A 19,740-nucleotide genomic window follows, 5' to 3' on the forward strand; every position below is an offset into this window, starting at 1 on the left:
TATGTTTAATATAGTATTAGTAGAACCTGAAATTCCTCAAAATACAGGCAATATAGTTCGTACTTGCGCAGCCACTCATACAAAACTTCATCTTGTGCGCCCGCTTGGATTTGAAATTTCGGACAAGTATCTAAAAAGAGCAGGACTTGATTATTGGCAGTTTGCTGACATAAGCTATTATGACAGTTTTGAAGAACTAAGACAAAAGAACAGTCAAGCTGAATTTTGGTTTTTGAGCACAAAAGGTCAAAAAGTTTATTCTGATGTGCAATTCAATGACGGCTGTTTTTTGGTTTTTGGAAAAGAAACCAAAGGATTGCCTGAGGATTTGCTGTATAACAACTATGATCATTGCATAAGAATACCTATGTACCAGGAATTAAGATCGCTTAATCTTAGCAATTCTGTTGCTATAGTCTTGTATGAGGCATTAAGGCAAGAGGGCTTTTCAGGCTTGAAAGCCCAAGGACATCTTACAAAATATTAAAAAGTTTTTACTATTTATTAAATCTAACTATATTGATAGGATGAGAATTAATATCTAATTAAGGGATAATAATTGAATAAAATTTATCATAAGATTCTAAACATAAAAAATAATTTATGATAAACAATATACATTGATTTGACAAAGTTTGTAACTGACCGTTAAAATAGAAATGTATATTAAAAAGTGGAGTTTATGTTTTTAGATGGATAAATTTTTAGAAATACTGCACGCTTGTGTACAGCTTTTGGCTGGCATGGGCGTTTTTTTATATGGCTTGCATACCATGTCCAATGGTATGGAAAAGTCAGCAGGAAAAAGCATTAGAAAGTTATTTAACAAGATTAACGATAACAGATTTGTCGGACTAGGTATCGGAACAGTAGCAACTGCGCTTATTCAGAGTTCAACTGCTGTTTCAGTTATGCTTATTGGTTTTGTAAATGCTGGTGTAATGTCTTTATATCAGGCAACCGCAATAATAATGGGCGCCAATATCGGTACGACATTGGACGCGTTCTTGATTGTATTGCAAGACCTTGATATTTCGTCTTACTTTGCATTGCTGGCTTTTGTAGGCATAATTATGATGATGGTTGACAAGAAGGGAAACATAAGCCGTATTGGTGAAAGTTTGGTCGGCGTGGGACTTATTTTTATCGGATTAAGTTTCATGAGCGATAGCTTTTCTAACTCTGCGATAATAAAATCAGCAATTGAGCAAATGTTCTCGGTTTTGACAAATCCGTTTTTATTGATACTTATTAGCATGATTATAACCGCTCTTGTCCATAGCAGTTCTTTGGTAACAGCGGTTATTATTATATTGGTTAACGCAGGCTCGCTTTCTACTATGAGTGCTTTCTATATAGTGTTAGGCAGTAACATAGGAACTTGCTTTACTGCGATTATAGCAGCTATTGGAACTTCAACTAACTCAAAAAGAACAGCCTTTATACATATCTTTTTCAATGTAATAGGTGTATTGCTGTTCTTATGTTTTATGCTTCCTATGGGCAAACATTTTGAAAACATATTTATAACAATCTCTGGCGGAAACGCAGGTCTTCAGGTTGCCTTATTCCATTTGATATTTAATGTTGTAAGCGTAATAATCTATATACCTTTTATAAAGCAAATTGTATGGTGCGCCGAAAAGTTTGTTCCGGACAAAAAAGTTGAAACGGCTCCGGAAAAACTCAGATATTTGGATGAAAGAATACTTAATTCTCCCTCAGTTGCCATTTCACAGATATTAAAAGAGATCACAGATATGGGCCATTTGGCAGAAACCAATATGGATCTTGCTATGAGCGATGTCATCAATGCTACTGATATTAATGTAGATACGGTATATAAGAATGAAAAACAGTTAAACTATCTTAATAAGGCATTGACTAACTATTTAGTAAAAATCAGCAGTCTTAATATATCTAAGGCAGACGAAGTTCTTATAGGTTCACTATATCATGTAGTTTCTGATATAGAAAGAATAGGCGACCATTCCGAAAACTTGTGCGAAGCTGCACAGCAGATGGTTGCGGAAAATATTTCATTCTCTGAAGAAGCTAAAAACGAAATAATGACTATGTATCAAAAAGTCAAACTTCTTTATAGAGATGCGCTTTATGTATTTGACAAGCGCGATGTTAATATGATAAAAGAAGTTAATCGCCGTGAAGAAGAAATCGATAATATGAAGAAGCAATTTAGCAACAATCATATCAAGAGATTGCACAGCGGAATATGCTCTGTTGAAAGCGGTGAAGTGTTCTATGATCTTACGATGAATTTAGAGAGAATTGCAGACCATCTAACCAATATAGCTTATAGCATAAGAGAAAGAAGTGAAAAATGATAATGATAATACATTATCAATGTATTTGACATAAGTTGCAAAAACGATTATATTTAATGTATTAAGTATTTAGGAGTTAAATATGAATAAATTAACGGTTAAAGATGTAGATGTTTTTGGTAAAAAGGTCTTGGTAAGAGCAGACTTCAATGTTCCTCAGGACGAAAATGGTAATATCACTGATGAAAACAGAATTATCGGTGCATTACCCACAATAAAATACCTTATTGAGCACAAGGCTAAGATTGTTTTGTGTTCGCATTTAGGAAGACCTAAAAACGGCTTTGAACCCAAATATTCACTTGCTCCTGTAGCAAAAAGACTTAATGAGCTTTTGGGCGGATGCGTAACATTGGCAAAAGATGTTATCGGCGAAGATGCAAAAGCAAAAGCTGCTGCTTTGAAGCCCGGCGAAGTATTATTGCTTGAAAACGTAAGATTCCACAAGGAAGAAGAAAAGAACGATCCCGCTTTTGCAAAAGAACTTGCACAATTTGGTGAAATATATGTAAACGATGCTTTTGGAACAGCTCACAGAGCACATGCTTCAACAGCAGGTGTTGCTGATTATATAACTACAGCAGTTGCAGGATTTTTGATTGCAAAAGAACTTGATATAATGGGTGGAGCTTTGGAAGATCCTAAGCGTCCTTTTGTAGCTATTTTGGGCGGTGCTAAAGTTAGCGACAAAATCGGCGTTATTAATAACCTGTTAGAAAAAGTTGACAGCCTTTTGATTGGCGGTGCAATGGCTTATACATTTATTTTGGCAAAAGGCGGCAAGGTTGGTGATTCTAAGGTTGAATTGGATAAAGTTGATCTTGCAAAAGAGTTGTTGAAGAAAGCAGAAGAAAAGAAAGTTGATCTTTTGTTGCCTGTGGATAACGTAGTAGGTGATGATTTTAAGGCTGATGCTAATAGTCAAGTTGTAGAAAGCACTAAGATTCCTGAAGGCTGGCAAGGTCTTGATATAGGTCCTAAGACCGCAGAAAACTTTGCAAAGGTTATCTCTAATGCTAAGACAGTTATTTGGAACGGACCTATGGGCGTATTTGAATTTGAAAAATTTGCAGTAGGAACTAAGGCAGTAGCTGAAGCTTTGGCTAAGTCAAACGCAATCACCATTGTAGGCGGAGGCGACAGTGCAGCTGCTGTTGAGCAATTGGGATATGCTGATAAGATAACACATATTTCAACAGGTGGTGGTGCTTCACTTGAATTCTTAGAAGGACTTGAACTTCCTGGTATTGCAAAGCTTAATGATAAGAAATAAATAAAATTAAATAAGAAATTAAAAAATAATAGGGCAAGGGAAAATTCCTTGCCCTAAAATAAAGGAAGACAAAAATATGAGAAAACCCATAATTGCCGGCAACTGGAAAATGAATAATACGGCAAAAGAAACCAAAGATTTATTAACAGAATTAATTCCTAAGGTTAAGGACGCTAAGTGCGATGTAGTCGTTTGCGTACCTTATACTGATTTATATATGGCTAGCCAAATGCTCAAAGATACCAATATAGGTTTAGGCGCACAAAATGTGCATTGGGCAGACAAGGGTGCATTTACAGGCGAAGTTAGTGCCGACATGCTTTTGGAATTGGGAGTAAAATATGTAATCATAGGTCACAGTGAAAGACGTCAATATTTTGGCGAGACTGATGAAACAGTTAACAAAAGAGTTATTCAGGCACTCAAAAAAGGTCTTACCCCTATACTTTGCATAGGTGAAACAGAGTCCGAAAGAGAAAACGGTTTGACTGACGAAGTTAATCGCAGACAGCTTACAGTAGGTCTAAAGGATGTATCTGCTGAAGATGTTGAAAAGATTGTTATCGCTTATGAACCTGTATGGGCGATTGGCACAGGCAAGACTGCGACTGATAAGGACGCTGACGAGACAATAGGCAAGATAAGAGAAATCTTGAGTGTGATTTATACACGTGACATAGCACAAGCTCTTAGAATACAATATGGTGGAAGTATGAATGCAAAGAACGCTCAAGGGCTTATGTCAATGCCTGAAATTGACGGCGGTTTGATTGGCGGAGCAAGCTTGAAAGCAGAAGATTTTTCTGTAATAGTAAAAGCTGCTGAAGTTAAATTTTAATTTTTTTAACGAAGGATAGTATATGAAAAACAGATTTGTTGCACTGATTATAATGGATGGATTGGGAAAACGAGATGACACAAGATGTAACGCAGTGGAAATCCAAGGTGTTCCTAATCTAAAAAGATTAATGAATGCTTATCCACATACATTTATAGGTGCGAGCGGACTAGATGTTGGTTTGCCTGACGGACAGATGGGCAATAGTGAAGTTGGACACCTTAATATAGGTGCTGGCAGAGTAGTATATCAAGACATCACCAGAATAGATAAAGCAATAATTGATGGCGACTTTTTTACTAATCCTGCATTAGTGGGTGCTATTGAAAATGTAAAAAAGAACGATTCAAAACTGCATTTAATAGGGCTTTTGTCTAATGGCGGTGTTCATAGTCATATCAATCATCTGTTTGCTTTGCTTGATATGGCGGCTAAGAATGGCATAAGCAAAGTTTATGTTCATGCTCTTATGGATGGCCGAGACGTTTCACCTACAAGCGGTGTGGATTTTGTAGCTCAAACTCAAGAAAAGCTAAATGAGCTTGGATTTGGGAAAATTGCAAGCGTTTGCGGCAGATATTATTTTATGGATAGAGATAACCGCTGGGAAAGAGTTGAAAAGGGCTATAACAGCATAACAGCGGGAAAGGGCAAAACTGTAATTGACGCTTTAACTGCCATAAAAGAATCTTACGACGAAGGCGTTACAGACGAATTTATAGTGCCGTTTGCAGTTACCGATGCTAACGGTAATTATGACGGCGGAGTTGATGCAGGCGACAGCGTTGTATATTTCAATTTTCGTTCAGACAGAGCAAGAGAAGGCACTCGTGCTTTTATATATGAGGATTTTGACAAGTTTGAAAGAGCAAAGGGTTATACTCCTGTATATTTTGTTCAGATGACCGAATATGATGCTACCTTTACAGGATTGCATACAGCTTTTGCTCCTAAAGAGCTAAAGAATACTTTGGGCGAGTACCTTGCTGATAAAGGATATACCCAATTAAGAATTGCCGAAACAGAAAAATATGCGCATGTTACATTCTTCTTTAACGGCGGTGTAGAAACGCCCAATAAGAATGAAAAAAGAATTTTGATAAATTCACCCAAGGTTGCTACTTATGATCTAAAACCTGAAATGTCAGCATATGAAGTTTTGGAAGCAGCTAAAAAAGAAGTTCAATCTGGCGATATTGATGTCATGATTCTTAACTTTGCTAACTGCGATATGGTAGGACATTCAGGCGTATTGGATGCTACGATAAAAGCAGTAGAAACGGTTGATAACTGTGTCAATGATTTGGTTAATGAGATTTTGAAAATTGGCGGTGCTGCTATAATTACTGCTGACCATGGCAATGCAGAACAGCTGTGTTATGATGATGGTTCGCCTTGTACTGCTCATACCACCAATCCTGTTCCTTGCATTTTGGTTGATGACACACGCAAGGATGTAGTATTGAGAGACGGCGGCAAACTTTGCGATCTAGCGCCTACCTTACTCAAAATCTTAGGCGAAGAAATTCCTGCAGAAATGGAAGGCAAACCGTTATTTTAAAATAGGGAAGCTTTGAAATTTAGTTGTATATTAAAAAATATTATGCTATAATCATAAAGCCGAATTTGTGTGATGGAGGAAATTATTTTGTTTCAGCTTCTGCAATTAGTACCTAGATGGGTCGAAGTTAGTTTCCCTTATATTAGAATGGGACTTATGGTTATGGAAGTATTGCTGTCCATATTCCTTATCATAGTTGTTTTATTCCAGCCTGGCAATTCTGATGAATTGGGTGCAATTTCAGGCGGACAAGATACCTTTTTTGGTAAAAACAAGGGTAAGACTCTCGAAGGCAGAATGAAAAAGATGACCATTACAACGGCAATATTGCTTGTAGTAAACGCAGCAATTTATTTCGTTACATTGACTATTTATAACGGTCAAATTTAAAACTAATGAAAAGAATATAAACAGAGGGCGGCTATCAAAGCTGCCCTATTTTTTTAAATGATTTCTATTAATATATGGCATAATATAAATACACAAAAATTTTCAAAACGGTGACAAAATATGCAAAGCTTCAAAGACAAAGTATATGATATAATAACTCAAAATAACTTATCAGGACTTACCAGAAATAAGCTGTTAAAAAGTCTGGGAGCAAAAAGTGTTTTTGACAAAAAAAATATAGGACTTGCCTTGGATGAATTGGCTAAAGAAGGACTTCTTGTAGAACAGCATACGAGAAAAGAATCCAAATACTATCTGCCGCAAAAGATTAATGCCTACAAAGGCAAGATTCAGGGCAATGCTAGGGGCTTTGGATTTTTTATATCGCCCGAACTTGGCGAAGATGTTTTTATTCCGGCACGGCATTTAGGAAAAGCTGAGCATGGCGACACCGTTTTGGTTAAGGTAAATAAGAAAAAAGAAGACGGACAGTCTTTAGAAGGCGAAGTTATTACGGTGTTGGAGCGCGGATTTAAAAGAGTGGTGGGCGTATTTTCAACCCGTCAAAATTCAACTTATGGATTTGTAACACCTGATGATTCAAAATATTTTCATGATATTTTTATACCGCTGGATCGTTTTAACGGTGCGCAAAACGGGCAAAAAGTTGTAGCTGAAATAACCTCATATCCCGAAAAAGGCAAAAATCCCGAAGGCAAGATTGTTGAGATTTTGGGCGATATTGACGAAGAAGGTATGGAGATATTGTCTATTATCCGCTCATACAATCTCTATGAAGAGTTTCCTGAAGAGGTTTTGAAAAGCGCAGAAAAAGTTAATCGTCCGATCACGCCTCAAGATATTGCCAAGCGTCAGGATTTTAGGGATTGGATGATAATAACCATTGACGGAGAGGATGCTAAGGACCTAGACGATGCAATAAGCCTTCATATAGATGAAAACGGACATTATCTTTTGGGTGTGCATATAGCCGATGTTTCGCATTATGTTAAGCCAAATACTCCATTAGATAAGGAAGCATTAAAACGCGGTACCAGCGTTTATTTTCCTGACAGAGTATTGCCTATGCTGCCTAGGGAACTTAGCAACGGAATATGTTCACTGAATGAAAAAGAAGATAGATTGACCTTGTCTGTTTTGATGGAAATAGATAAGGAAGGAAAAGTGGTAGGTTCTGAAATCACTGAAAGCATTATAAATTCTAAAGCCAGAATGACCTATGACAAGGTTAACAAAGCTTTGGCGGGCGACGCGACTTTGATGCAAAAATATGCAGATTTCATGCCCATGTTAAAAAACATGGAAGAACTTATGTATATTCTTAATCAAAAGCGAAGAGAGCGGGGTTCGATTGATTTTGAAATACCAGAAAGCAAGATCATATTAGATTCTCATGGCAAGGTAAAAGAAATTTTGCCTTATCCTAGGGGTGTGAGCAACAGAATAATAGAAGAATTTATGCTTGTTACCAACGAGACTATTGCCGAAACCATGTACCATGCCCAAATGCCGTTTATTTATAGAGTGCATGAAGAGCCGCCAGAAGAAAAGGCCGCTGTTATGCTTGCATTTGCGCAAGGCGTAGGCTTGAAATTTAAGATGAATAAGAGCGGCAATTTATATCCTAAGACCGTACAACAGATACTTGCTCAAGCTGAAGGCAAGCCTATTTTTAATGTTATCAACAAGGTTATGCTAAGGTCAATGTCAAAAGCAAGATATCAAGAAGACAATCTTGGACATTTTGGACTTGCGGCAAGATTTTATTGCCATTTTACATCGCCCATTCGTCGTTATCCGGATTTGGCAATACATCGAATTATAAAGGACTTTTTGCATAACGGACTTAACAATTCTAAGAAATTTGAAAGATTTGTGGTTGAAGCAAGCGCGATGTCTAGCGAACGTGAAAGACTTGCAGAAAACGCAGAAAGAGAAGTTGATGATTTGTTGAAAACTGAATATATGAGCAATCATATAGGCGAAAAATATCCGGGAATTATAAGCGGTGTTACCGAATTTGGTATCTTTGTCGAGCTTGAAAACACATGCGAAGGGCTTATACGCCTTGAAAATTTGCCCAAAGATTATTATCATTTTGATGAAGATAATTTTTCATTGGTGGGCAAAAAGATAGTTTACCGTCTTGGCGACCAGATGGAAATTATCGTTGCTAGCACGGATATTGTTAATAAAAAGATAGAATTTTTACCTGCATAATTAAATTTTGCGAGGGACAGGGATATGGAAGGGATAAAAGTAGTAGCCGAAAACAGGCAGGCGCGATTTGAATACTTTATTTTGGACACTTATGAGGCTGGAATAGTGCTAAGCGGCGATGAAGTGAAATCAATAAGACAGGGCGCAGTCAATCTCAAAGACAGCTTCGCAATAATTGAAAAAGGCGAGGTTTTTTTGAGAAACTGTCATGTTACCCCATACCAAAAAGGCAGCTATTTTAACAGCGAAGCAAGGCGAGATAGAAAATTATTGCTCAATCGTGCCGAAATTTCTAAATTAACAGGCAAGGTTAACGAAAAAGGCTTGACCTTGATACCTCTTAAACTTTATCTTAAAGGCAGTCTTATAAAACTTGAACTCGGACTGTGCCAAGGCAAAAAAACATATGACAAACGCGAAACCCTAAAACGCCGCACTCAAGAAAGAGAAACCCAAAGAGCAGTTAAGGATTTTGTGTAAATGTTTTTTGCTTGCTTTATCTAGATGTGTAGTATTTGCATTATTATTTGATATGAAAAAAGCACTCTTGTTAAGAGTGCTTTATCTTTTTTTAAATGTTTTACTTCTTTTCTATAACCATTCGCTTTTTGCCTTCAAACATAATTGATACTGTGCCTGCTCCTGTGTGTGCACCAATTACGGGGCCTATATAATTGGTTATAATTTCTTTAGCGCCTGCTTCGGTTAATTTTTCTTTGAGCTCTTCTGCTGTTTCTATGTCATCGGCATGCGCTATATATACGCGTATGGCGTTGTCGGCTTTGTATTCGAGATATGATTTTACCAGTCTTTGTATAGCTTTTTTGTGACCGTGTTCTTTTCCAATAACTACAAGTTCGCCCTTATGGTTTACTGTAATAATGGGTCTTATACCTAAAATAGAACCTACCAGCGCTGAAGTAGAAGAAACCCTGCCGCCGCGTCTTAGATGAAACAGATTTTTTACCATTACAAAATGCTGCAATCTTTCTACAAGTCCTGTAAGATATTCTGCTGCTTCTTTTGCGCTTTTGCCGCCTGCTCTTAATTCGTCTGCTTTATCTAGTATTAACATCTGTCCCATTGTCGCGCTTTTGCTGTCAATTATATAGATGTTGCGGTTTTTAAACTTTTGCATAACTTCTTTTGCGGCATTAATGGCGTTTTGCGCTGTTGAGGATAAACCGCCCGATAAGCAAATATGAACTAGATCTCCTTCATTTTTGTTCATAAGGTCTTCAAAATATTCAGCCGTTTCAACAACATTAAGCTGAGTTGTTTTAATAGATTTTCCTTCTCTTATTTTGTCATAAAATTCCTTGTATTCTTCATCAGAATCAAATGTGTCCCTATATTCTACATTATCCACAATATAAGCCATAGGGATGTAATAAATGTTTCTTTTTTTTAATTCACTCTTATAAGCATCGCAGCAAGAATCAGTAGAAAGAATAAAACTCATATAAATCTCTCCTAAAAAACATCTACAACATTAGATGTGTTGCAGTAGCTCCATTATATAGGTAAAGTCTATGTTATAGCAATGCATTATATAGCCATAACAAGCCCAAAAGCATAACTGTAACACAACTGTAAACAATACGTGTAGATTTTTGCCAAAATTATATGATTTTAGACTCTAGAAAAATAAAAAAGCCCGATATCGGGCGGTTAAAAACTGGTGGAGATGATCGGGATCGAACCGACTACCTCTTGAATGCCATTCAAGCGCTCTACCAACTGAGCTACATCCCCATATGAATTTTAGCTAATATATATTAGCATATTTTTTGTTTTGTGGCTATAATTTTGCTTTAAAATTTGCATTCTAATTTTGACAAAGAGCATGTTTATGGCATAATGTAAACTAAATAGTTTTTATCGAACGCATAAAAACTTCTCTTGTTGTTTGATATTTGAAATATAAAATGTTATATTATTAGAAAAAATAAAAATAAAAGGAAAATTTTGGCAGATGAGAAAAACAATAGCTATAGTTGGTGACAGTAATATTGACAATGATCCCAAAAAGCAGCAGATTGCTTTTGAAACAGGAAAAATACTTATTGACAATGGTTACAGAATTATTTCGGGCGGTTTAGGCGGAGTAATGGAAGCAGCATTTAAAGGCGCGCATGCATCCAAAAAATATAAAGAAGGCGACACCATAGGAATACTGCCTATGTTTTCTCCTCTTGACGCCAATGAATATGCGGATATAATAATCCCTACAGGTTTGGATTTGTACCGCAATGTCATAATTGCCAACTCTTCAGCGGCGGTTATCGCGATAGGCGGCGGCGCAGGCACTATGTCCGAAATAACAAATGCATGGGCTTTGCATAGGCTCATATTGGCGTATAAAAATGTCGAAGGCTGGAGCGCTAAAGTAGCCGATACCAAAATAGACCAAAGAACAAGATATACAGGCTTTGATGATAAAGTGTTTGGAATAGAAACTCCTGAACAAGCAATTGAAATAATTAATAAATATGTAGACAAATACAATATCTATCACACAGGTATTGTTAAAGGAAAATAGAAATAACTAAAAAAGAGTTAAATGTTTTGTTAACTCTTTTTTAGTTTTCTGTTTTGATCAATAGATTTAATATTTTGATCTTTTGTTAAGATAAACACTGTTTTATATTTTAAAAAAGTGTTGACATTAATTGATTTTTATTATAATATAGTAGTAACAAATGTTACTACTATATAATTTTCATATAGTAGGAGAACTAACAATGAATGAACTTGACATTTTGCAAGAATTGGGATTTTCACAAAATGAAGCTAAAGTTTACATAACTTTGGTTAAGAAAAATCCTCTTAACGGTTATGAGATAGCAAAACAATCATCTATTACACGTACGATGGTTTATGACATACTGAAGAGACTTGAGAGAAAAAATGTAGTCAAAGTAATAGAAGGCGACAGCAAAATGTATGTTCCTGTGGACTTCAAAGAAATCTTAGGAAGTTTCAGAGAAAACCTTGATAAGAAAATATCTTTTTTGCAAGAAAGGCTGGAAGATATAGCGTCCACAGCAGATAAAGAGAGCTACATTATCAACATCTATGAATATGACCAAATGATTTCTGAAATAAGAAAGCAAATTGAGTCAGCTCAAAGAGAAATCTACTTGTCATTATGGGCGGAAGAAGCTGAATTATTCAAAGATGTTTTAAAAGAAGCTGATGAGCGTGGCGTAAAGATATATATTTTCTCATTTAATAAGTTGCCGATGGATTTTGGTGTGCATTTTACTTACAATGTTACCAATGTAAGCGACTATTTTCTGAGAAGAAGAATAATAGCTGTTTTTGATCAAGAAAAGCTCATAGTGGGCGAAGGCAATGAAAAGATTGATGAAATAAGCCTTGTTACATCTAACAGCATGATTATTCAGATGGCAATTGACCTTTTGATACTTGATATAGCTCAGCTAAGCTCATTAAAAAAGGGAAATTACATTAAAGAAAACAATACACTAGAAGATTATAAAAAGGCTATAACGCAATACCACAAAGACATAGGATTTCCTGAAAAAGAATTAGGAAATCTAGGAAAGACTGGTATTAAGACATGAAATAATTACAGGGGGTAATAATGGAGCAGACAGCAGTTATACATTATCCTTATTCGCAATACTGTTATGGTTTGGATCAAAACAATATAGTATTACGAATCAAGGTCAAAAAAAATGATATAAAAGCTGTCACTGTCCTTATTGGAGACAGAATGTCGCCATTTGAAAAGACAGTTTCAAAACATGAAATGGCTTTGGTGGCTTCTGATTTCGAACATGATTATTTTGAATCTCATATTAATGTTAAATATGAAAGATTAAGATATTATTTTATTTTAACTGATTATAGCAATAACCAAAAGATATATTCCAATTATTGGTTTTATGATGATGATAAAACTATTAATAATTATTTTGAATTTCATTTTAATCACAAGGCAGATTTATTCATAACACCTCAATGGGTAAAATCTTGCGTTATTTATCATATTTTTCCTGATAGCTTTGCAACTGATTATAGACATATCGAAGTCAAAAAAGACTATAAGGAAAAATACAATCCCGAAAAAAGTTATCGCATAGGCGGAACCTTAAAAGGTATTATTAAAAACCTAGATTACATAAAAGATCTAGGTGCAAATGCTATTTATCTTAATCCGATTTTTGTTTCTAAGAGCTATCACAAATACAATATTGATGATTATTATCACATAGATCCCAATCTGGGAACTGATAATGATTTTAAAGAGCTTGTCCAATCCGCCCACAGTTTGGGTATAAAGGTTATTCTGGATGGTGTTTTTAACCATACAGGGACAGGCTTTTTTGCTTTTGCAGATATTTTGAAATACGGACAAAACAGCAGATATATTGATTGGTACTATGACATCAAAAAATTCCCCGTAGAAAAAGATGATTCTGAATATTACACATGTTTCGCTTATTCGGGCAATATGCCCAAACTAAACACAGCCAACCCTGAAGTCGTAAAATATTTTTGCGACGTAGCAAAATATTGGATTCAAAAATACGATATTGACGGATGGCGGCTTGATGTCGCTAATGAACTCAATCTTAATTTTTGGAGAATTTTCCGTCAAACAGTAAAGTTAATAAAAAGCGACATATATCTTGTAGGCGAAATTTGGGATGACGCAAACACATGGATGCAGGGCGATATGTTTGACGGGGTTATGAATTACCGTCTAAAAGATACAATGCTTGATTTTTTTGCCCGCGGTGAAATATCAGCACAACAGTTTGGTGAACGTCTTGACTACTTTAATATGCGTTATCACGAAAACGGACTTATGTGCATGTATAACTTTTTGGATTCTCACGATTGCTCAAGATTTTATGATGAATGCCAAAACAAACAGGATTATTTATTGGCTTTGGTATTTCTAGCATTTTATCCAGGAGCATGTGCCGTTTATTATGGCGATGAAATAGGGATAATGGGCAAAGATGATAATGAGTCATTCAGAAATCCAATGCAATGGCAAGATGTAGAAAATGATATTTTTAAACATTTTAAAAATGTTCTTTCAATAAGAAACAAATTTCAAAAACTAATGAGTGCAAGATATAAGAGCGTGTTTTACAAAGATCGTGCTTTTGTTTTCAAAAGATTTGAAGCAAATCAAGCTTTATATATCGGCATCAATATAGGCGGCAATGATGTCGTTTTTGATATTGATGATTTCGAATTGATTATGGGGGACAAAATAGCAACCTTATCAAAAAATATAATCATGCAATCCAAAGGTTATTTTATTATTACCAAAAAGGAGAAAAATTATGAGCAAGCCTAGAGTTGCGTATTTTTGTATGGAATTTGGTTTGGAGTCTGACTTTAAGATTTATAGCGGCGGACTTGGAATTTTGGCTGGAGATATTTTAAAAGCGGCAAAAGACCTAAATGCTCCTATGGTAGGTGTGGGAATTTTGTGGCGTGCAGGCCTAACCGATCAATATATTGATAAAACTGGTTTTCCTTATGACAGCTATTATGACTATCATTATGATTTCTTGAAGGACACAGGAGTTACTGTCGATGTCAAGATAAAAGATGATACTGTAAAACTTAAGGTCTGGAAATGCGATTGTTTTGGCAATGTTCCGTTGTATCTTTTGGATCCATTTTTACCTGATAATCCGCATAGCCTTATTTGCGGTAATTTGTACGGTTGGTTTGAAGAAGAGCGCATTGCACAAGAAATTATTTTAGGAATAGGCGGATATAGAGCTTTGAAGGCTTTGGGCGAAAAGGTTGATATCTATCACTTTAACGATTCTCATCCTCTTCTTTGTTGCACCGAAATTATTAAAGAATATATGACCGAAAAACATATGAGCTTTGAAGAAGCTAGAAAAGCAGCTAAAAAGAATATTGTATTTACAACTCATACTCCTGTACCTGCAGGCAATGAAGTGCATAGCCTTAAGGTTTTGGAATATATGGGCGCATTTAACGGACTTACCAAAGAGCAAATGATTGATATAGGCGGAGATCCGTTTGGCATGACTGTGGCAGGATTAAGAACAGCTAAAATTGCAAATTCTGTTGCAGAACTTCATTGCAAAACGGCCAAAAAGATGTGGACAGATGTTAAAGACGCAGCTGAAATTACCAATGTTACCAACGGCGTTCACAACAAAACATGGCAAAGCGATGAAATTAGAAAAGCGTATTTGAACAATGGAGATCTTTATGCTGTTCATCAAAGCCTGAAGCAAAAATTGATAGACGAGATTTATCAACGCAATGGAGTAAAACTATTGCTTGATGTTCCTATTATCGGTTTTGCAAAACGTGCTGCGCCTTATAAACGCGGAGATTTGATTTTCAAAGACAAGTCAGTAATCGAGCCTTTACTAAAAGAAAAAAAGCTGCAAATAGTTTTTGCAGGAAAAGCTCATCCCAATGACTATACAGGAAAGAACATAATAAAAAATCTTTTTGAAATGGCAAAACGCTATCCCGAATCTGTTGTCTTTGTTCAAAACTATGACATGTATATTGGCGCCCTAATGACAAGAGGCTGCGATATTTGGCTCAACAATCCTATAAGACCATTGGAAGCATGCGGAACATCAGGAATGAAAGCCGCAATGAATGGAGTTTTAAATTTGGCGGTACTTGATGGCTGGTGGCCAGAAGGTTGTGTTCACGGCGTCAATGGCTGGGAAATAGGCGATGGCTATGAAGGCACTGATTGTGATGAACATGATTCTAAGGCGTTATATAAATGTCTGATGGAAGAAGTTTTGCCAACATATCAGGATAAACAAAAATGGGCTTCGATGATGAAAGAAAGTATTGCAATGTCAGAGGTTAGGTTCTCTGCAAAAAGAATGGTAGAGGAATATTACGAAAAAATTTACAACTACTAAGGACAAAAAATGAAGAATAGCGGAATTTTATTACATATTTCTAGTTTGCCGTCCAGTTATGGAATAGGAGATTTTGGAAAAGAAGCTTATAAATTCGCAGATTTTTTGAAGGCAAGCAAACAAAAATATTGGCAGATTTTACCTCTTAATCCACCTGGTGAAGATAATTCTCCTTATCAGGCATTCTCGGCTTTTGCAGGCAATCCGTATTTTATTGATTTGGATGCATTGTATGAGCAGGGATTAATATCTGATAGATATAAGAGTCTAATTTGGAAAAAGGGCAATATCGATTACGAACTGTTATATAAGAATAAAGACAGTGTATTAAGAGAAATATCAAATAATCTTGATAAAATTGATCAAAGCGATTTTGACAGATTTTGTCAAGATAATCATTTTTGGCTTGAAGATTATGCAATCTTTATGGCTCTGTATGAGTATTTTAATAAGATATCATGGAACGAATGGGAACCAGATATTGTATCAAAAAACCCTGAAACGATCAGCATTTATCAGGAGAAGTTAAAGACAGAAATAGCTTATTGGAAGACAATTCAATATTTGTTCTGGACGCAATGGTTTAAGCTGAAAAACTATGCCAACAGTCTTGGTATAGAGATAATAGGCGATCTTCCAATTTATATATCGTATCATAGCGCGGATGTCTGGGCATATAGCCAAAACTTTATGCTTGATAGTGAAAAAAAGCCGTCTTGTGTAGCCGGAGTTCCGCCTGATATATATTCTTCAAAAGGTCAGTTATGGGGCAATCCTGTATATGATTGGGAATATATGAAGCAAGAAGGTTTTTCTTGGTGGCTTAATCGACTTATGTTTTCACAAAAATGCTACGATCATATTAGAATCGATCATTTTATAGGATTTGCTAATTATTATTCTATACCTGCGGGCGCACAAGATGCCATTACAGGGCAATGGAAAAAAGCATATGGAAAAGAATTGTTTGAAAAATTCAAACAATTAGTTCCTAATGCAAAAATCTTGGCAGAAGATTTGGGAAATAAAACCCAAGAGGTTGAAAAGCTTTTGGATTATACGGGCTATCCTGGAATGGTAATTTTACAAAATTGGTATGACTCACCAGATGTCTATAAATTTTTAGATAGTCTAAAGCAATCCAACATTGTAGTTTATACAGGAACGCATGACAACAATACCATCAAAGGCTGGTATAAGTCTATTTCTTCGTCCGAAAAAAGAGCGTTCAAAAAAATAACAGGTTGTAAATTCGATGTGGTAAAAGCCATGATAAGCTTGGGCGTAAAAAGCAATGCCGACAAATTTATCGTGCCTATTCAGGATTATCTTGGACTTGGCGAAAAAGACAGAATGAATATTCCCGCTACTAAAGGCAATTGGATTTGGCGTTTGAAAAACGATAATTACATAAAAAAATACAAAAAGATAATCCGTTTGACAACAAAACAATAGGTTTTTTATTGGTTTGGTATTGACAGACGGTATTTTTATAGTATAATAATTAGTAGTAAGAGGTGTTACTACTTAAATTAAATATAATAATGGGAGGAAATATGAAAAGAAAATTACTTGTTATGCTCGTCATAGCTTGTTGTATAGCTATGTCTGCAAGTGTACTTACAGCATGCGGTAATAAACCTACTATTACCTTAGATAAGACATCAGTAACACTTGCTATTGAGGAATCAGTTACTTTGGTTCCGACTGTTTCAGATGACACCTTAGAGGTTAGCTGGTCATCAAGTGATTCAAGTGTTGCAAAAGTTAACAGCTACGGCGTTGTAATTGCTCAGAGCTTAGGCACAGCTACAATAACAGCATCAGTTAAAGGAGCTAAAGCTACTTGTACTGTTAAGGTTGAACCAGTAGTTACATTAAACCAAACCGAAATCAAATTGACGTCAGGCGAAGATGTAACAGCTGATTTGAATCAATTCCAATTGTTAGCTTCTTTTAATCCTGTTTTGGGAAAAGATGAAAAAGCTACATGGACTTCAAGCGATGAAAAAGTTGCAACAGTTGATGAAAATGGTCTGGTTACTGCTGTCGCAGCTGGTACAGCTACAATAACAGTTAAGGCGCCTAACGGCGCAGAAGCCAAAGCTACAGTTACAGTAGAGGATCTTAATACTGATCCTGCAGAAATAACATTTACAGTCACAGTTCCTGAAGAATTACCTGATTATGTTAATGTTTATATAATCGGTAACAATACAGGCAGCTGGTCAACATTAAGTGATGATAACAAATTGACCAAGGATAGTGCAGATGGTAAGAAATATTCAATAGTTTTGACACTGGATTTTGAAGCTGATGATTCTTTGTCTAGACAGATGCAATATAAATATGTTCTTGCTAATGCTAATGGCTCAGTCAACTGGTCATTTGTAGAAAAAGGTCCTCAAGGCGAGGAATTAAGCAACCGTACATTGTTTGTAAACGGCGGAGCTTCAAGTGTTCAAGATGTAGTAGCTTCTTGGGGTGGAATACCTGGAGATCCTAATGTAACTGTAACAACTAATTTAAAGATTATACTTAACATACCCGAAGCAACAACAGATGATATTTATGTAATTGGTGGTTTCCCTTCTCCTTATGCAAACTGGGGTAAAGATGATACCTTAAAAATGACTAAGGTTAGTGATACTCAATATTCTTGGGAAGGAACACTTACTACATCCGATCTTACTTTAGCATTTAAGTTTAATAACGGAAGCTGGCATAGCGATACTAATCCTGACGGTAATGAAATAATTTTACCTGAAACTTTACCTGAAGGTGTAAGTTTATCAGGCGGCAGTCTTAATGTTACATTAATTGATGGCGATTTAACAATCGAAATTAATTCAGACGGCTGGATGTATTAATGCAAATTTGGTTTTTCTAGGGACAAAATACATTAGGGTTTTGTCCCTAGAAAACTGATTTTTGAAGTTGGGGTTAAGATGAGAAAGAAAGTTTTTTGTTATTTGCTTGCCGTTCTTATATCTTTTTGTGCAATTCAAACTTACAATTTTGATCAAAAACGTGTTAATGCAGAATCTATAGATGTTACCGTTACCATACACTATCACAGATATTTAGGCGATTATTCGAAATGGAATATGTGGCTATGGTCAGACGGCAATGATGGTGCTGCTTACAAATTTGATTCGACTGATGAATATGGTGTATGCCTTACGACCTCTATAACTAAAGTAGATCCTACTAAAAAGGGTATTGGTCTTATAGTGTGTACAGACAGTTGGGCAAAAGATGTAAGTATTGACAGATTTATTCCATATGAAAAGATTGTAGATGGAAAAGTAGAAATTTGGCTTTTACAAGGCGATGCCAATATCTACTATTCTAGAGATGATGTAGATATTACACCTAAAATGTTAAGTGCAGTATTCGAATCAAATAAGAAAATTAAAATAACAGTAACCGCTCCTATAACAGAAGGTACCAAAGAGGACTTCGAAGTTTATGAGGGGTTAGAGAAAGTTGAAATCGAATCCATATCAGCAAGCATAGGAAAATCATCAGCCACCATAACTTTAAAAAACGAAGTAGATTATTCAAAATCTTATGTCGTAAAGTCTGTCTATTATAAAGATATGGTGATAAGTATGGAAGAGATTTTTGGAAGTCAGGAATTTTCTGATGTCTTCAGTTATTCGGGCGAACTTGGCGCTATATATTCAAAAGATAGCACAATATTCAAATTATGGGCACCGACTGCAAGTAAAGTAGTTCTTAATTTGTACTCTGCAGGAGATGGCGATAATTTATTACAAAGTCTTGAAATGACCAAAGGCGAAAAGGGCGTTTGGAGCAAGACAGTTGAGGGAGATCTTGACAAAACTTATTACAAATATACGGTAACGGTCAATGGTTTGACCAATGAGGTCACTGATCCTTATACCAAGGCAGCAGGAGTTAACGGCAATCGCGGAATGGTTATTGATCTTTCGAAAACCAATCCTGATGGATGGGAAGATCAGGCAAGACCGGTTACTCAAAACATAACAGATGCCGTCATTTATGAAGCGCATATTAGAGATCTTACAATTGATCCTTCATCTGGTGTATCCGAAAAACATAGAGGAAAATTTTTGGGGCTTACTGAATTAGGTACTGTCAATAGCTATGGCGATTCGACTGCATTGAGTCATCTTATA

General features: G+C 35.8%; 16 protein-coding genes and 1 tRNA gene. 15 read left to right on the top strand and 2 right to left on the bottom strand.

Annotated features, from left to right (window positions below; genetic code table 11):
- The first annotated feature begins 1 nt into the window (after position 1).
- The 8 genes from trmL to smpB all read left to right on the top strand — a co-directional run bounded on the left by trmL (position 2) and on the right by smpB (position 9,128).
- Positions 2-487, top strand: coding sequence for a tRNA (uridine(34)/cytosine(34)/5-carboxymethylaminomethyluridine(34)-2'-O)-methyltransferase TrmL (gene trmL / locus VIL26_01675; GenBank protein HEY8389653.1), 486 nt, complete (start codon positions 2-4; stop codon positions 485-487).
- Between the two features lie 205 nt (positions 488-692).
- On the top strand, positions 693-2,345 hold the full coding sequence (locus VIL26_01680) for a Na/Pi cotransporter family protein (protein HEY8389654.1): 1,653 nt from the start codon (positions 693-695) through the stop codon (positions 2,343-2,345).
- 82 nt (positions 2,346-2,427) lie between these two features.
- Positions 2,428-3,618 carry a phosphoglycerate kinase gene (locus VIL26_01685; GenBank protein ID HEY8389655.1) on the top strand — a complete coding sequence of 397 codons (1,191 nt, stop codon included), beginning with the start codon at positions 2,428-2,430 and terminating at the stop codon, positions 3,616-3,618.
- Positions 3,619-3,694: 76 nt separating this feature from the next.
- Entirely contained in the window at positions 3,695-4,456 is a 762-nt protein-coding gene (tpiA, locus tag VIL26_01690) for a triose-phosphate isomerase (protein ID HEY8389656.1), read from the top strand.
- A gap of 22 nt (positions 4,457-4,478) precedes the next feature.
- Positions 4,479-6,017, top strand: a complete 1,539-nt coding sequence (gene gpmI, locus VIL26_01695) for a 2,3-bisphosphoglycerate-independent phosphoglycerate mutase (GenBank protein ID HEY8389657.1) — start codon at positions 4,479-4,481, stop codon at positions 6,015-6,017.
- Between the two features lie 87 nt (positions 6,018-6,104).
- Positions 6,105-6,407: a preprotein translocase subunit SecG gene (secG, locus tag VIL26_01700; protein ID HEY8389658.1), complete on the top strand. Its 303-nt coding sequence runs from the start codon at positions 6,105-6,107 to the stop codon at positions 6,405-6,407.
- Between the two features lie 120 nt (positions 6,408-6,527).
- A complete protein-coding gene (rnr, locus tag VIL26_01705) occupies positions 6,528-8,648 on the top strand; it encodes a ribonuclease R (GenBank protein HEY8389659.1) in 2,121 nt (706 codons plus the stop codon).
- A 24-nt stretch (positions 8,649-8,672) separates the two neighbouring features.
- Positions 8,673-9,128, top strand: coding sequence for an SsrA-binding protein SmpB (gene smpB, locus VIL26_01710; protein ID HEY8389660.1), 456 nt, complete (start codon positions 8,673-8,675; stop codon positions 9,126-9,128).
- Positions 9,129-9,228: 100 nt separating this feature from the next.
- Here smpB and VIL26_01715 read toward each other — a convergent pair whose 3' ends face one another.
- The gene (locus VIL26_01715; GenBank protein ID HEY8389661.1) at positions 9,229-10,110 is read right to left on the bottom strand and encodes a DegV family protein; all 882 of its coding nucleotides are present in this window, start codon (positions 10,108-10,110) and stop codon (positions 9,229-9,231) included.
- 217 nt (positions 10,111-10,327) lie between these two features.
- Positions 10,328-10,403 (bottom strand) — tRNA-Ala (locus tag VIL26_01720).
- Between the two features lie 220 nt (positions 10,404-10,623).
- Here VIL26_01720 and VIL26_01725 point away from each other — a divergent pair.
- The 7 genes from VIL26_01725 to VIL26_01755 form a co-directional block, all read left to right on the top strand.
- Positions 10,624-11,190 (top strand): TIGR00725 family protein, encoded by a 567-nt coding sequence (locus VIL26_01725; GenBank protein HEY8389662.1) that lies wholly within the window; start codon positions 10,624-10,626, stop codon positions 11,188-11,190.
- Positions 11,191-11,392: 202 nt separating this feature from the next.
- Complete coding sequence (locus VIL26_01730) at positions 11,393-12,238, top strand: helix-turn-helix domain-containing protein (GenBank protein HEY8389663.1); 846 nt, start codon at positions 11,393-11,395, stop codon at positions 12,236-12,238.
- 20 nt (positions 12,239-12,258) lie between these two features.
- Positions 12,259-13,992 carry an alpha amylase N-terminal ig-like domain-containing protein gene (locus tag VIL26_01735; GenBank protein ID HEY8389664.1) on the top strand — a complete coding sequence of 578 codons (1,734 nt, stop codon included), beginning with the start codon at positions 12,259-12,261 and terminating at the stop codon, positions 13,990-13,992.
- Positions 13,979-15,574 carry an alpha-glucan family phosphorylase gene (gene glgP / locus VIL26_01740; protein ID HEY8389665.1) on the top strand — a complete coding sequence of 532 codons (1,596 nt, stop codon included), beginning with the start codon at positions 13,979-13,981 and terminating at the stop codon, positions 15,572-15,574. The genes VIL26_01735 and glgP overlap by 14 nt, the downstream gene beginning before the upstream one ends.
- A gap of 9 nt (positions 15,575-15,583) precedes the next feature.
- The gene (gene malQ / locus VIL26_01745; protein HEY8389666.1) at positions 15,584-17,029 is read left to right on the top strand and encodes a 4-alpha-glucanotransferase; all 1,446 of its coding nucleotides are present in this window, start codon (positions 15,584-15,586) and stop codon (positions 17,027-17,029) included.
- Between the two features lie 101 nt (positions 17,030-17,130).
- Positions 17,131-18,444, top strand: a complete 1,314-nt coding sequence (locus VIL26_01750; GenBank protein ID HEY8389667.1) for an Ig-like domain-containing protein — start codon at positions 17,131-17,133, stop codon at positions 18,442-18,444.
- A 78-nt stretch (positions 18,445-18,522) separates the two neighbouring features.
- A partial coding sequence (locus VIL26_01755; GenBank protein HEY8389668.1) for a pullulanase-associated domain-containing protein occupies positions 18,523-19,740 on the top strand: 1,218 nt, incomplete at its 3' end.

This window comes from Clostridia bacterium, from assembly GCA_036562685.1.
Lineage (GTDB): Bacteria > Bacillota > Clostridia > Christensenellales > DUVY01 > DUVY01.

Coding starts and splice junctions, on each gene's coding strand:
- VIL26_01725 (HEY8389662.1), top strand. CDS start 10,624: ATGAGAAAAACAATAGCTATAGTTGGTGACAGTAATATTGACAATGAT.
- VIL26_01685 (HEY8389655.1), top strand. CDS start 2,428: ATGAATAAATTAACGGTTAAAGATGTAGATGTTTTTGGTAAAAAGGTC.
- trmL (HEY8389653.1), top strand. CDS start 2: ATGTTTAATATAGTATTAGTAGAACCTGAAATTCCTCAAAATACAGGC.
- VIL26_01750 (HEY8389667.1), top strand. CDS start 17,131: ATGAAAAGAAAATTACTTGTTATGCTCGTCATAGCTTGTTGTATAGCT.
- VIL26_01730 (HEY8389663.1), top strand. CDS start 11,393: ATGAATGAACTTGACATTTTGCAAGAATTGGGATTTTCACAAAATGAA.
- malQ (HEY8389666.1), top strand. CDS start 15,584: ATGAAGAATAGCGGAATTTTATTACATATTTCTAGTTTGCCGTCCAGT.
- VIL26_01680 (HEY8389654.1), top strand. CDS start 693: ATGGATAAATTTTTAGAAATACTGCACGCTTGTGTACAGCTTTTGGCT.
- glgP (HEY8389665.1), top strand. CDS start 13,979: ATGAGCAAGCCTAGAGTTGCGTATTTTTGTATGGAATTTGGTTTGGAG.
- smpB (HEY8389660.1), top strand. CDS start 8,673: ATGGAAGGGATAAAAGTAGTAGCCGAAAACAGGCAGGCGCGATTTGAA.
- rnr (HEY8389659.1), top strand. CDS start 6,528: ATGCAAAGCTTCAAAGACAAAGTATATGATATAATAACTCAAAATAAC.
- tpiA (HEY8389656.1), top strand. CDS start 3,695: ATGAGAAAACCCATAATTGCCGGCAACTGGAAAATGAATAATACGGCA.
- VIL26_01715 (HEY8389661.1), bottom strand. CDS start 10,110: ATGAGTTTTATTCTTTCTACTGATTCTTGCTGCGATGCTTATAAGAGT.
- VIL26_01735 (HEY8389664.1), top strand. CDS start 12,259: ATGGAGCAGACAGCAGTTATACATTATCCTTATTCGCAATACTGTTAT.
- gpmI (HEY8389657.1), top strand. CDS start 4,479: ATGAAAAACAGATTTGTTGCACTGATTATAATGGATGGATTGGGAAAA.